Origin of the sequence: Bacillus cereus group sp. BceL291 (assembly GCF_051776705.1) — a bacterium.
Lineage (GTDB): Bacteria > Bacillota > Bacilli > Bacillales > Bacillaceae_G > Bacillus_A > Bacillus_A cereus.
The window spans coordinates 1-13,908 of the sequence record NZ_JBPWAP010000099.1 but is presented as its reverse complement, the minus strand read 5'-3'; the positions used below and the strand labels follow the sequence as shown (position 1 = coordinate 13,908).

The following is a 13,908-nucleotide window of genomic DNA, read 5'->3' as shown; positions in this document are numbered from 1 at the left end:
TGGTCGGCAACACTCTATCTACAAATTTAAGTATCTCATAAAAATAGATACTCTTGGGTTTATAGGTACATCCCGTCCCTAAAAAACCTAACTTAATCATACGAGGAGGTGTAACTTTAGCTAAGAAAGCTAAAGAGCATATGTGGATATTTTAAAATTATTGATGGTAGTCATTCTTATTGGGTTAACAGCATTTTTTGTGGCTGTTGAATTTGCAATTATTAAGGTACGTAGCAGTCGTATTGATCAACTCGTTAGCGAAAAAAGACGAGGTGCACTGGCCGCTAAAAAGGTAACTACAAATTTAGATGAATATTTATCGGCCTGTCAGCTAGGTATTACAATTACTGCTTTAGGGCTCGGGTGGTTAGGGGAACCAACCATTAAACATTTACTCGAGCCGTTGTTTTTAAAATTACAATTCTCACCTGCAATTTCTAGTACAGTTTCATTTATTATTGCCTTTGCAGTAATTACATTTTTACATGTTGTCATTGGGGAACTTGCTCCAAAGACATTTGCTATACAAAAAGCAGAACAAGTTAGCTTATTGTTATCGAAACCACTTATTTATTTTTACCGAGTTATGTATCCGTTCATTTGGGCTTTGAATGGTTCAGCGAGGGTTGTAACTGGTTTATTCGGATTACATCCAGCTTCTGAACATGAAGTAGCTCATTCAGAAGAAGAATTAAGGTTAATCTTATCTGAGAGCTATGAGAGCGGAGAGATTAACCAAAGGGAATTTAAATATGTAAATAATATTTTTGAATTTGATAATAGAGTAGCAAAAGAAATTATGGTACCTCGTACGGAAGTTGTAGGCTTATATGAGGACGAACCATTTGAAACACATATTAAAGTAATCGCGCAAGAAAAGTACACGAGATATCCTGTATTTGGTGAAGATAAAGATGAAATTATTGGGATGGTTAATGTAAAAGATTTATTTATTCGTTATATGGATGGTAATCGGGACGAGGAGTGCTCGATTATGCCATATACAAGGCCAGTTATTGAAGTGCTAGAAAATATTCCAATTCATGATTTACTATTACAAATGCAAAGAAAACACATTCCATTAGCTGTATTGTATGATGAATATGGTGGTACAGCAGGGATTGTTACACTAGAAGATATTTTAGAAGAAATTGTTGGAGAAATTCGAGATGAATACGATGAAGATGAGAATCCACCTATAGAGCATGTAAGTGAAGGTTATAAAATCGTAGAGGGAAAAGTGCTTATTAGTGAAGTAAATGATTTGCTTGGCATACATTTAATTGCTGATGATGTAGATACAATTGGTGGCTGGATTATGGTACAAAAACAAATCGTTGCTGAAGGAGATATTATTGAGAAACACGGTTTTTATTTTAAAGTCCTTGAAAAGGATATGCATCAAATTAAACGAGTGGAAATAAGGAAAGTAGGAGAATGATTTTCTATAAACTTTAATAAAAAGGATATACAGAAAAATAAATGTTTGCGCTTTCAAAAAAGGTGCTATATAGTGAAGGTGGATACTGAAAAATTCTTCTGAATGATACTCGTGTTTTTAGAGGGCGGATTTTTTGGATAAGGATTTAGAATGAAAAAGTATAGGTGATAAAAATGATAGCAACGAAGGATATACGTATAGAAAAAGATTTTTTAGGTGAAAAAGAAGTACCAAGTGCAGCTTATTATGGTGTACAAACATTACGTGCCGTAGAAAACTTCCCAATTACAGGATATCGCATTCATCCATCACTCATTACAGCAATGGCAATTGTGAAAAAAGCGGCGGCGCTTGCGAATATAGACACTGGTTACTTAGCTAAAGACATTGGACATGAAATTGCAGAAGCAGCGCAAGAAATTGTTGATGGAAAGTTTCATGATCAATTTATCGTGGATCCTATTCAAGGCGGAGCCGGAACTTCTATTAATATGAATACAAATGAAGTAATTGCGAATAGAGCGTTAGAACGTATGGGATATGAAAAAGGGGCGTATGCGAAAATTAGCCCAAACACTCATGTGAACATGGCCCAATCAACGAACGATGCGTTTCCAACAGGGATTCATATTGCAACTCTTATGATGTTAGAAAAGCTTCTTATTACAATGGAGGAACTTCATTCTGCTTTTCTTAAAAAAGCAAAAGAGTTTGATCACGTTATTAAAATGGGACGCACACATTTACAAGATGCAGTACCAATTCGCCTTGGACAAGAATTTGAAGCGTATAGCCGAGTGCTTGCGCGCGATATAAAAAGAATTAAACAGTCTCGTCAACATTTATATGAAGTGAATATGGGGGCGACAGCTGTTGGTACAGGATTAAATGCAAATCCTACGTATATTGAACAGGTGGTAAAACATTTAAGAACGTTTAGTGGGTTCCCACTTGTTGGTGCAGAGCATTTAGTTGATGCAACGCAAAATACAGATGCATACACAGAAGTATCTGCAGCACTTAAAGTATGTATGATGAACATGTCTAAAATTGCAAACGATCTTCGTATTATGGCGTCTGGGCCACGTGTTGGGTTGGCTGAAATTCAATTGCCAGCACGTCAGCCAGGTTCATCGATTATGCCAGGTAAAGTAAATCCAGTTATGGCAGAAGTGATTAACCAAGTCGCATTCCAAGTAATTGGAAATGATCATACAATTTGCCTAGCATCAGAAGCGGGACAATTAGAGTTAAACGTAATGGAGCCTGTGCTTGTATTTAATTTAATTCAATCTATTAGTATTATGAATAATGGATTCCGTGTATTCCGTGAATATTGTATTGAAGGAATTACAGCAAATGAAGAATTGCTGAAGCAATATGTTGAGAAAAGTGTTGGAATTATTACAGCAGTTAATCCTCATATTGGTTATGAAGCAGCATCTCGTATTGCACGTGAAGCGATTGAAACAGGAAAATCTGTTAGGGAGTTATGTTTAGAGCATGGTGTACTGACAGAAGAGGAATTGGATATTATTTTAGATCCATTCGAAATGACTCACCCTGAAATTGCTGGAGCTTCTTTATTAAAAAATAAAGAAATGTAATGTGAAAAACACCGATCCATTTGGATCGGTGTTTTATTTTTAAAAGATATTAAATACAGCGTTTAATTGAAGTAAGCTAATAACAGCTAAGAAGATTAAACTGTATTTCATTGCTGTTTTAAATAGAGCAGATTCTTTACCAACTAGTCCAACTGCGGCACAAGCAACTGCTACAGATTGTGGTGAAACCATTTTTGCCATTGTACCACCTACTACGTTTAAGGCAACGAGTGTAGAAGGGACGATGTTTAACTGGTCTGCTGTTACTGCTTGAAGTGGTGCGAATAAAGAACCACTTGAAACTACTGAACCTGTAATGAATACGCCAATCCATCCTAAGATTGGAGAAAGAATTGGGAATGCATTACCAGTAGAAGAGAATGCAAGTCCAAGTGTAGATGACATACCAGAGTAGTTCTCTACGTAAGCTAACGCGATAACGCTACAAATTGTATATACTGGAGCTTTTAATTCTTTCATTGTTTCAATCATTAATTCTTTAACCATTTTACCTTTTACGCGGTAAACGATAAGTGAAACGATAATTGCTAGTACAATCGCAGTAGTTGTAGAAGAGAATACATCAAATTTGAAAACAGCTGCGAAAGGTGTATCAGCTTTTGTAATTGGTGTAGTTTTCATAACAGCATTATGAAGACCAGGGAACTGAATGTTAAATACTAAGTTTGCTAACGCACCATCTGGAGCAAATAAAGCTTTAATCGGTTTTAAGTTAAAGATTGTTACAAATGCAGTTAAGAATACGAATGGAGACCAAGCATATAAAATTTGATTGAATGTATGTGATACTTTAGTTTCTTGTTTTTCTTCTTTAGTAGAAGATTTTGGTTGCCAAACACGTAAGAATAATGCAAGAGAGATCATACTTACAACGGCTGCGAAAATATTAGTAAGTTCTGCGCCTAAGAAGTAAGTTACAGCGAATTGAGTAATAGCGAAAGAAACACCACTTACAAGAATACCTTGCCAAGTTTCTTTAATACCTTTAATTCCATCGACCATTGAAACAAGTAAGAAAGGTAAGATAACACTAATGAAAGGTAAAATAAGAACAGTTTGACGACCAATAGTTAATGCGTCAAGTTGAGTTAATTGTGCTGGTACTGTAACTGGAATACCCATAGCACCCATAGCACCACCAGCAATATTAGCTACTAAACAAATACCTGCTGCTTTTAATGGATTAAAGCCCATACCCACAAGTAGTGCAGCTGTAATAGCAACTGGAACCCCTAGACCAGCTGCGCCTTCTAAGAAAGCACCGAAAGAATAAGCGATTAATAATACTTGTAAACGTTGATCATTTGTAATGCTTGAAATACTATCGCGAATAATATTGAATTGCTCTGTTTTAACAGTTAATTTGTAAAGGAAAATTGCAGCGATAACGATAGTACAAATTGGATAAAATCCAGATAAAACACCGAATCCGGCAGATGCTACAGCTACTGTTGCTGGCATTTTATAAACAAATATTGCAAGGATAATAGCGACAATCACACTATAAAGACCAGCCATGTAACTTTTCATTTTGAATCCCATTAAACAAATGATGAAACAAAAGATTGGAAGTGCTGCGATTAGTGCAGATAACCAAATATTGTTTAACGGGTCATAAATTTGTGTCCAAGTACTCATAATAATGACAACTCCTATCTATTATATGTGAAGAAATTCACATTATTTGTGAAACTATTCACAATCAACTTACATGCTTAGTATATTCTCCTTCAACACTATTGTCAACGTAAAAAAGTATAATTATTCCATAATAGTGTTAAAAGAAAAGCTTTGTTCATAAAGTAGACAAAAAACACACTCAAATGAATTTAAGTGTGCTGTATAAACTATGTGCATATTATTTTGCTTATTCAGATGGCATGTTCCTTATAGGCGTATATTAGATGAAGTCTTTTATATTAAGTATAAAGTTTGATATATGCAATTATCTGTCCTGTTTGATCTAGTGGGGGGAACGGTGAGTGGATTTAATAGGAAGTTTTGCACAACAATCCAACCGCTTGCAATACGAATAAAAAATAAGAAACAAATTTTTAATATCACATCATCTCTTTTTACTGAAAATTCCTTTTAGCGTAACAAAGAGGTTAATTATAGTTCAACTACATTACGATAGGTTATCAATTATAGACGGTATTTTACAATACCGTTACTGTGCATTTCAATGAGGTGAAAATATAACAAAAAGCCTGATAAAACAACGTTTGCAAGCAAAGTATTCGTAGGCCATTATTTTGCTTTTTCGTTATATCATATAGTATAATATTCAAAATCAGCAAGGATTTTTTCCTGAATTTTTGCTGATGAAGATGGAAAAATTTTTCGGCTTTATAGGTTGATAAAGTTATGTCGTAACAGGAAATATAAGAACAGATATATAAATAAATAAAAAGAACATAAAAACGCAAATAAAAACGAAAATGAGGGGAACTTTATGAGCCAAAATCAATTCGAATGTCGTATTTCAGAAGAAGATGTACAAATGTTAAGAGCGTTAGCTCACCCACTTCGTCTACGTCTAGTAATGGAACTTATGCAAAGAGGAACATGTAATGTAACACAGCTACAGGAAGTATTAGAAATTCCACAATCAACTGTTTCACAACATTTAACGAAGTTAAAGCAAAATAAAGTAGTACGCTTTGAAAGACGAGGATTAGAAGTGTATTATCAAATCCATAATGATAAAGTAAGTGCGGTAGTAAAAACATTATTTTCTTAAAATTTGAATATTATGGAAAAAGACGTGTAGAATATACGTCTTTTTTTATTTGTCAGAAAGGTAGCGAGAGAGTAAATATTAGCATGTGAGGAAGAAATGACTATCAATCAACATGCTGCCTTACGGAATATATTCTAAAAGGAAAAGAAAAAATAGAAAGGAGTGTAGTAAGCAAAAGGAGGGATAGTAGTATGGATGTGAAACGTGTGAAACAAATCTTATCTTCTTCAAGTAGAATTGACGTTACATATGAGGGCGTACCAGTATGGATTGAGAGCTGTGACGAGCAGAGCGGGGTTGCTCAAGTGTATGATGTATCTAATCCTGGAGAAAGCGTTCACGTGAACGTGACGGCTTTAGAGGAGAAGTAATAGAAAAGACGCTTCTAAAATTAGAAGCGTCTTTTTTGTTATTCCATCATATGTGCAATTTTCTTAGAGAACATAAGAAGTACTAATCCCAGTACGATTACGATAATACCGATGCTTGCGAATACTTCTAAATATCCTAAAGATTGAGTGAAAGCAGCTAATTGTCCTGCTAAGAAGTTTGCACATCCAGTACCAGCTAACCATACACCCATTAATAATGATGCTAATTTAACAGGAGCGATTGCACTAACCATAGATAATCCGATTGGTGATAAGAATAATTCACCGATTGTATGGAACATGTAAGTGAATACAATGAATAGTAAGTTTGCCTTCATTGTAATGTTACCTTCATCGCTACCAGTTTTTAGAACAGCTAAAGTTAAAACTAAGTACCCGATTCCTAGTAAAATCATACCGAAAGCCATTTTTGTAGGGATTTTTAAATCACCATTTTTTGTTTTTGAAAGTTTAATCCATAAAGCTGAAACAGGTAATGCTAGTAAGATAATGAATAGTGGGTTTACAGATTGGAACCAAGGTGTTGGAATTGTAAATCCACCAATTGTACGATCTACGAACTTATCTGTGTAAAGTGTTAAAGAACTACCAGCTTGTTCAAAGCCTGCCCAGAAGAATACAACGAAACAAGTTAAAATTAAAATTGCAGCTGTACGTTTTTTCTCTTGTGATGTTAAAGGTTTTTTCTCAATTACTTTTGCAGTCTTTTCTTTAGACTTTTTACCTACAACAGTTGTACCAATTGTTCCTAAGTAACGAGGTGCTAAGAAATTAAAAGCAACCTGTCCAATGATCATACCGATACAAGCTGTTAGGAATCCATATTTGTAATCTGTGAAGTAACCGCAAATGAATGGAGCGATAAGAGCTCCTAAGTTAATTCCCATGTAGAAGATAGTGAAGGCACTATCACGACGAGAATCGTTGTCGCTATATAATTGACCTAGTAAAGTCGAAATATTTGGTTTGAAGAATCCATTACCAATAACTAATAAGCCTAATCCTAAAAATAGTCCAGTTTTCGTATTCATTGAAAATAGTACGAAGTTACCAATCGCCATAATGATACCGCCAATAGTAATGGCATGTCGTTTCGTAATGAAATGGTCAGTTAACCAACCGCCGAGAATCGGTGTGAAGTATACTAACATTGTGAAAATACCGTAAATTTGAACGGCAACTGCTTTATCAAATCCTAAACCGCCACTTACTAAGCTCGTTGTTAAATAAAGAACTAATAAGCCACGCATTCCGTAATAACTAAATCTTTCCCATGCTTCTGTAAAGAACAACAAGTATAACCCTGGTGGATGTTTTTTTGGTGATTGTTGCTCTCCAGCTTTGTCTAATTTTAAAGCTGCATCCATTTTTGTTTCCCCCTAATCCTGTATAACGGATATTTATGTAATCATTTTAATTTACAAAATATTTAGAAGTCAATAGAATTATATGGAAATAGAAAGAAAATTTCTAAAAAAGTTCTATTTTTCTTCGACCGTTACTGTATTTTGCCCTGAAAACGAGATGATAAGCGTTTTCAAATGTAATAATTGAATTCTAAAAGAAAATAAAATAGTGATTAATCAGAAAATTTAGATTAAAACACTTATTCTGATATAAAGAAAATATATTCTATTTACTTTCTCAATATAACATATTGGGAATAAAAATACAAAACGAAATAATGTGACATTTAAGTGAATTGAAAAATAACCAGCTCCACAGAAGGGAGCTGGTTAAGGAAATATTATTTAACAAAGCGTTTTTCGATGTCATCTAATAGTAGGTTAGCGGCCATTACGCCACCAGCTGTATTCCAAATAACGTCATCAACTTTGTATGCTTTACCATTTTTTACTGCATTTAAATTTTTAAATAGAGGATCGTTTATATACTCTTTTTCTAGTTCAGATCCTTTTTTCTCATTTCCTTTATCGAATGTGAAGTAGAATAATACGTCACCATCCATAGCAGAAATACGCTCTTTAGATACGTTACGCTCTGCAAAATCATCTTTATTTTGATCTCCAGGACGTTTAAATCCAAGTTCTTTTAAAATAACACCAGAGAATGTATCGCCATGATAAATACGAACATCACCAGGCATGAAACGAACCATAGAGATTTCTTGGTTTACTTTATCGCCAAGTTTGCCTTTTAAATCTTTTATACGTGATTCGTAATCAGCTACAACTTTTTGACCTTCTTTTTCTTTATTTAATGCTTTTGCATAAAATTTGAAGTTATCTTTCCATTCACCACGTAATGTTTCTGAGAACACAGTAGGTGCAATTGCTTTTAGTTGTTCGTACACTTTTTCGTGGCGCATTTTATTACCGATAATTAAGTCTGGTTTTAAAGAAGCAATTGTTTCAACGTTAACTTGTCCTTCATCACCAACAACTTTTACATCTTTCATTTTATCCTTAATATGTGGATACCATGGGTCACCAGTCCAAGACTTTACAGCACCAACTGGTTTCACACCTAATTCAAGTAAAGCTTCAGTTCCTTCATTTGTTAAGATAACTACACGTTTTGGATTAGCAGGAACTTCTGTTTTACCCATTGCATGTTCAACCGTAATCATTTCTTTTTTTGTATCTTCTTTTGTATCTTCTTTCGTATTTGATTTTCCACAAGCACTTAAAAGTAGTGAAAAGGCTAATAAAAATACAAATACTGTAAACGAATTTTTTCGCATGAAATTCATTATGTACCCCCTACATAGTGAGAATTTTTTCAATAGCAAGCATGATGTTAAGTCTTTATCTTTTTATTGTCAATACATATGGATGAAAATAATTCTCATTTCCGTTGACAATGAGAATTAAGTTGAAATACACTAACAACGTATCATTATACATTGAAGGGGAAACGCTGCATGTTATTAAAAACAAATCGAGCAAAATGGATTGGATTATTTGTTGGAATCATTGCAGTCGTTATTTGTATTTGGGGAAGTATTATTTTCGGGTATACAAATACGAGTTGGAAACTAGCATTGGATGCTTTTTTCCATTTTAACGGTTCCAATGAACATATTATTATTCAAAATGTACGTCTGCCTAGGGCGTTAATTGCAGCTAGTGTTGGTGCTAGTTTAGCCATTGCTGGTTGTCTTATGCAAACTTTAACTAAGAATCCACTTGCTTCTCCAGATTTTATTGGATTAAATTCAGGTGCTGCGTTCTTCATAGTTGTAGCAATTGTAATCTTTTCAGTAACATCATTATCAGCTTTCACATGGATTGCCTTTTTAGGAGCGGCGGTTGCAGCTGTACTTGTATTTGCTTCTAGTTCTTTAGGAAAAGAAGGAACTACTCCTCTTAAGTTAACGTTAGCAGGGGTCGCAATTAGTGCGTTATTTTCATCATTAACACAAGGATTACTTGTGTTAAATGAAAAAGCACTTGAAGAGGTATTATTTTGGCTTGCTGGATCTGTGCAAGGGAGAAAGTTAGAAATTTTACAATCTGTATTCCCATATTTATTAATAGGATGGATTGCATCTCTTATGATGGCAGGGAAAGTAAACACATTGATGATGGGAGAAGACGTCGCGAAAGGACTTGGACAACGAACAATTTTAATGAAATCATTCGTGTTACTTATTATTGTACTGTTGTCTGGTGGTTCGGTTGCGGTTGCTGGCCCAATTGGATTTATTGGAATTATTACTCCGCATTTTGCCAGATTTCTAGTTGGAGTAGATCATAGGTGGAGAGTACCGTATAGCGGTTTATTAGGTGCAATACTATTAATCTTAGCTGATATAGCAGCAAGATATGTCATTATGCCACAAGAAGTACCAGTAGGAGTTATGACAGCATTTATTGGAGCTCCATTCTTTATTTATATTGCACGTAAGAGAGGGCTTAGCAAATGAAGAAATATATTCCGTTTCGTATAGGGAAAGGCGGGCCCTCGTTTTTAATGTATAAACGAGCTTGTCTCGTCTTATTTAGTTTATTAGTTGTTTTAATAGGATTATTTTTTGCGAGTGCAGGTATGGGAGACATGAAAATTGCTCCTTATGATGTATGGCAAGCGATCACTGGAAATGGCGATGCGATGTCTAACATGGTTGTAAATAAGTTTCGTATGCCGCGTATTTTAATTGCCATCCTCGTAGGAATTGCGCTTGCTGTAGCAGGATGTATTTTACAAGGTCTCGTTCGAAATCCACTTGCTTCTCCGGATATCATCGGGATTACGGGCGGGGCAAGTGTTGCAGTTGTATTGTTTTTAGCTATATTTAGTGATAAAAATAATGCGCTAACTGTAAGCATTCATTATATGCCGTTAGCAGCCTTTGTTGGGGCAACGATTGTGGCGCTTTTTGTATATTTATTTGCATGGAGAAATGACGGGTTATCGCCGATTAGTCTTGTTTTAATTGGTGTGGGGTTTTGGGCATTAACGAAAGCGGCAACGACTTTGTTTATGTTGTTAGCACCAATTTATCAAGCGAGTCAAGCGAATGTATGGATTACAGGTACTGTTTATGGTTCTTCATGGCAAAACGTTATGGTGCTTGCACCGTGGGTTCTCATTTTAACGGTAATATCATTTATAGCTGCTAGACATTTAAATGCGCAAGAGCTAGGGGATGATATTGCGGTAGGACTTGGTGTTCCTTTAACGAAGTCACGCGTATTCATGTTATTACTTAGTACGGCTTTAATTGGGGGAGCAGTTGCCTTCGCCGGAGGAATTGGATTTGTCGGTTTAATGGCACCTCATATTTCACGAAGGCTAGTTGGTTCTTTATACGGTGCATTACTCCCAGTTGCAGCTATTGTTGGTGCAATTCTAGTACTTGCTGCAGATTTAATTGGGCGTACAGTTTTCACACCACTTGAAATTCCAGCAGGGGTATTTACATCAGCAATTGGTGCACCTTATTTTATTTATTTACTTTATAAAAGTCGGAATTCATAAAGGGAGATGAATATGCAAAAAGCATTGGAGACGAAACGTTTGACGTTGTCTTATGGTGAAACAATTATTATTGATGAGTTGAATTTAGAAATTCCAAAAGGTGAAATTACAATCTTTATCGGTTCCAACGGTTGCGGGAAATCAACTTTATTACGTTCACTAGCTAGATTATTAAAGCCAACAACTGGTGACATTTTGTTAGATAATCAAGCTATTCAAAGTATGCAAACTAAGCAAATTGCTCGTCAAATGGCAATTTTACCGCAAGGACCGCAAGCACCTGAAGGGCTTACAGTATTGCAACTTGTAAAACAAGGACGCTATCCATATCAAACATGGCTGAAACAGTGGTCAGAAAAAGATGAGGAAATGGTACAGAAGGCACTTGCAGCAACAGGTATGACAGAATTTGCTGAGCGTGATGTGCATGCTCTTTCAGGTGGACAACGACAACGTGCTTGGATTGCAATGACGCTTGCACAAGATACAGATATTATTTTACTGGATGAGCCTACTACATATTTAGATATGACTCACCAAATTGAGGTGCTAGATTTATTATTCGAATTAAATGAAACAGAACAAAGAACAATTGTCATGGTATTACACGATTTAAATTTAGCATGTCGCTATGCAGATAACATTGTAGCCATTCAAGATAAACAAATATATGCACAAGGTAAACCTGAAGAAGTGGTAGATGAGAAACTAGTACGTGATGTATTCCGAATGGAGTGTCAAATTAGTACGGATCCGTTGTTTGGAACACCGCTTTGTATACCTCACGGAAGAGGAAGACGTGTAGTTAAAGAAGTTGCTCAGGTAATGAGATAAAAAAAACGATGAGTGATTCATCGTTTTTTTTATTTGGTACAAGAAAATAAGAGGAAGAGAGGAATACGTAAGCGACGTTTATACTCTTCTTCATTTTGAAAATAGGTTGGATTTGGTGTAGCTTCTTTTAATGATGTAATGGTAAATCCGGCTTGCTGTAATAATGTGAAATAATCTTCCGTTGTACGATGATATTTAATAACTTCTTGGTCAATCCATGGTTCAACCCGTTTGCCTAGTTTAAAGTAATCATCGACGAGCCAACTCGTTCTTTTACCACTTGTTTGTAAGCTTTCAAACGAAGAAGTAATAACGGGATGTTGAACGCTAAAGGTAAAGGTGCCACTTGTTTTTAAAGTTTGAAACACATTTTGAAAAATGCTATCAAGATGTTCAATATAATGTAAGGCGAGTCTAGATGTTACTAAATCAAAAGTGGAAGAGGGATAGGTATAATCTTTGAGGTTTAAAAAATGAACAGATCCATTTTTATTTTCTAGTTGTTTTTTAGCTTTTTCATACATAAGTTCGGAGCCTTCAATGCCGGTGTAAGAGTAGCATCCCTTTTCTAATAATTCCGCGCCAAACTTAGCATCACCACAGCCTAAATCGAGAATTTGTTTTCCTCGTACATGACCAATGAGCTGAAAGAATACTGGTTTTTCAATGGATTCATTTGGGCTATTTTCTCGGTATCTTCGTTTCATATATTGTTCGAAAAATGCTGTGTTATTGTATACATCAGATTCTGTAAATGCCATGTTTGAAACCTCCTGAAATATTTTTTTAATTCTATCAAATATGAAAAGTAAATAATAGATTTATTGTAATGAATCATATATAATCTAAAATTGTAAGCGGTTACTTTAAACTATTTTTCTATAATAAATTCTGAAAACGTGTTAAGCTAGTAGAGGGATTATTAGAACTATTAAGACAATAATCCGCTTACATGAACGATGGGAGGCTTCACGATGTCTAGTAAAACACTTGCGAAATTTTTAGAAGAAAATTTAGAGGATTTAAAATCAAAGGGGCTTTATAACGTAATTGATCCGCTTGAGAGTTCAAATGGACCGATCATTACAATTGGCGGAAAAGAATATATTAACTTATCTTCAAACAACTATCTTGGATTAGCAACAGATAGCCGTTTGCAAGAAGCAGCAATTGGTGCTATTCATAAGTACGGTGTTGGAGCAGGGGCTGTTCGTACAATTAACGGTACTTTAGATTTGCATATTAAGTTAGAAGAAACAATTGCAAAGTTTAAACATACAGAAGCAGCAATTGCTTATCAATCAGGATTTAACTGTAATATGGCAGCGATTTCAGCTGTTATGGATAAAAATGATGCAATTCTTTCAGACGAATTAAACCATGCTTCTATTATTGATGGTAGTCGTCTATCAAAAGCAAAAATTATTGTTTATAAACATTCGGATATGGAAGATTTACGCCAAAAAGCAATTGCGGCGAAAGAATCAGGTCTTTACAATAAATTAATGGTAATTACAGACGGTGTCTTTTCAATGGATGGAGATGTTGCAAAACTACCAGAAATTGTTGAGATTGCAGAAGAGTTAGATTTAATGACATACGTAGATGATGCACACGGTTCAGGTGTACTTGGAAAAGGTGCAGGAACTGTAAAGCACTTCGGTCTTTCTGATAAAGTTGATTTCCAAATTGGTACATTATCAAAAGCAATTGGGGTAATTGGTGGATATGTAGCAGGGAAACAAAACTTAATTGACTGGTTAAAAGTTCGTTCACGTCCATTCTTATTCTCTACAGCATTAACACCAGCTGATGGTTAGTGATAGGTAAGGATTTGAAGTTATCTCTACCTTTTCCCCCACTCCACACCGTACGTGAGACTTTCACCTCATACGGCGCTCCATCTAATTTGTTTATTGTTTAATT

11 protein-coding genes and 1 pseudogene are annotated in these 13,908 nt (G+C 35.1%); 8 read left to right on the top strand and 4 right to left on the bottom strand.

What is annotated here, in order from left to right:
- Nucleotides 1-142: 142 nt before the first annotated feature.
- Both ACS2CR_RS30555 and aspA read left to right on the top strand, forming a co-directional pair.
- Nucleotides 143-1,441 (top strand): hemolysin family protein, encoded by a 1,299-nt coding sequence (locus ACS2CR_RS30555; protein WP_053514411.1) that lies wholly within the window; start codon nt 143-145, stop codon nt 1,439-1,441.
- Nucleotides 1,442-1,614: 173 nt separating this feature from the next.
- A complete protein-coding gene (gene aspA, locus ACS2CR_RS30550) occupies nt 1,615-3,048 on the top strand; it encodes an aspartate ammonia-lyase (RefSeq protein WP_000562127.1) in 1,434 nt (477 codons plus the stop codon).
- Between the two features lie 39 nt (nt 3,049-3,087).
- Here aspA and ACS2CR_RS30545 read toward each other — a convergent pair whose 3' ends face one another.
- Nucleotides 3,088-4,707 carry an L-lactate permease gene (locus ACS2CR_RS30545; RefSeq protein ID WP_000109103.1) on the bottom strand — a complete coding sequence of 540 codons (1,620 nt, stop codon included), beginning with the start codon at nt 4,705-4,707 and terminating at the stop codon, nt 3,088-3,090.
- Between the two features lie 817 nt (nt 4,708-5,524).
- Here ACS2CR_RS30545 and ACS2CR_RS30540 point away from each other — a divergent pair.
- Together ACS2CR_RS30540 and ACS2CR_RS30535 are read left to right on the top strand one after the other, a co-directional pair.
- Nucleotides 5,525-5,812: an ArsR/SmtB family transcription factor gene (locus ACS2CR_RS30540; protein ID WP_000081428.1), complete on the top strand. Its 288-nt coding sequence runs from the start codon at nt 5,525-5,527 to the stop codon at nt 5,810-5,812.
- Nucleotides 5,813-6,003: 191 nt separating this feature from the next.
- Entirely contained in the window at nt 6,004-6,183 is a 180-nt protein-coding gene (locus ACS2CR_RS30535) for an acid-soluble spore protein H (protein ID WP_000382683.1), read from the top strand.
- A gap of 38 nt (nt 6,184-6,221) precedes the next feature.
- Here the strand turns inward: ACS2CR_RS30535 and ACS2CR_RS30530 are convergent, their stop codons facing one another.
- Both ACS2CR_RS30530 and ACS2CR_RS30525 read right to left on the bottom strand, forming a co-directional pair.
- Nucleotides 6,222-7,571 (bottom strand): peptide MFS transporter, encoded by a 1,350-nt coding sequence (locus ACS2CR_RS30530; RefSeq protein ID WP_000338318.1) that lies wholly within the window; start codon nt 7,569-7,571, stop codon nt 6,222-6,224.
- 380 nt (nt 7,572-7,951) lie between these two features.
- The gene (locus ACS2CR_RS30525) at nt 7,952-8,917 is read right to left on the bottom strand and encodes an ABC transporter substrate-binding protein (protein WP_053514412.1); all 966 of its coding nucleotides are present in this window, start codon (nt 8,915-8,917) and stop codon (nt 7,952-7,954) included.
- Nucleotides 8,918-9,088: 171 nt separating this feature from the next.
- Between ACS2CR_RS30525 and ACS2CR_RS30520 the strand changes: the two genes are divergently transcribed.
- From ACS2CR_RS30520 to ACS2CR_RS30510, 3 genes are read left to right on the top strand one after another with little or no spacing between them, the layout of a single operon-like run.
- Entirely contained in the window at nt 9,089-10,093 is a 1,005-nt protein-coding gene (locus ACS2CR_RS30520) for a FecCD family ABC transporter permease (RefSeq protein ID WP_000925232.1), read from the top strand.
- Nucleotides 10,090-11,148, top strand: a complete 1,059-nt coding sequence (locus tag ACS2CR_RS30515) for a FecCD family ABC transporter permease (RefSeq protein ID WP_000760070.1) — start codon at nt 10,090-10,092, stop codon at nt 11,146-11,148. The genes ACS2CR_RS30520 and ACS2CR_RS30515 overlap by 4 nt, the downstream gene beginning before the upstream one ends.
- Nucleotides 11,149-11,160: 12 nt before the next feature.
- Complete coding sequence (locus ACS2CR_RS30510) at nt 11,161-11,982, top strand: ABC transporter ATP-binding protein (RefSeq protein WP_001167963.1); 822 nt, start codon at nt 11,161-11,163, stop codon at nt 11,980-11,982.
- 29 nt (nt 11,983-12,011) lie between these two features.
- Here the strand turns inward: ACS2CR_RS30510 and ACS2CR_RS30505 are convergent, their stop codons facing one another.
- A complete protein-coding gene (locus ACS2CR_RS30505; RefSeq protein ID WP_053514413.1) occupies nt 12,012-12,743 on the bottom strand; it encodes a class I SAM-dependent DNA methyltransferase in 732 nt (243 codons plus the stop codon).
- A 213-nt stretch (nt 12,744-12,956) separates the two neighbouring features.
- Between ACS2CR_RS30505 and ACS2CR_RS30500 the strand changes: the two are divergent.
- Nucleotides 12,957-13,796, top strand: a pseudogene (locus ACS2CR_RS30500) (aminotransferase class I/II-fold pyridoxal phosphate-dependent enzyme); the annotation flags it as partial.
- Nucleotides 13,797-13,908: the final 112 nt, after the last annotated feature.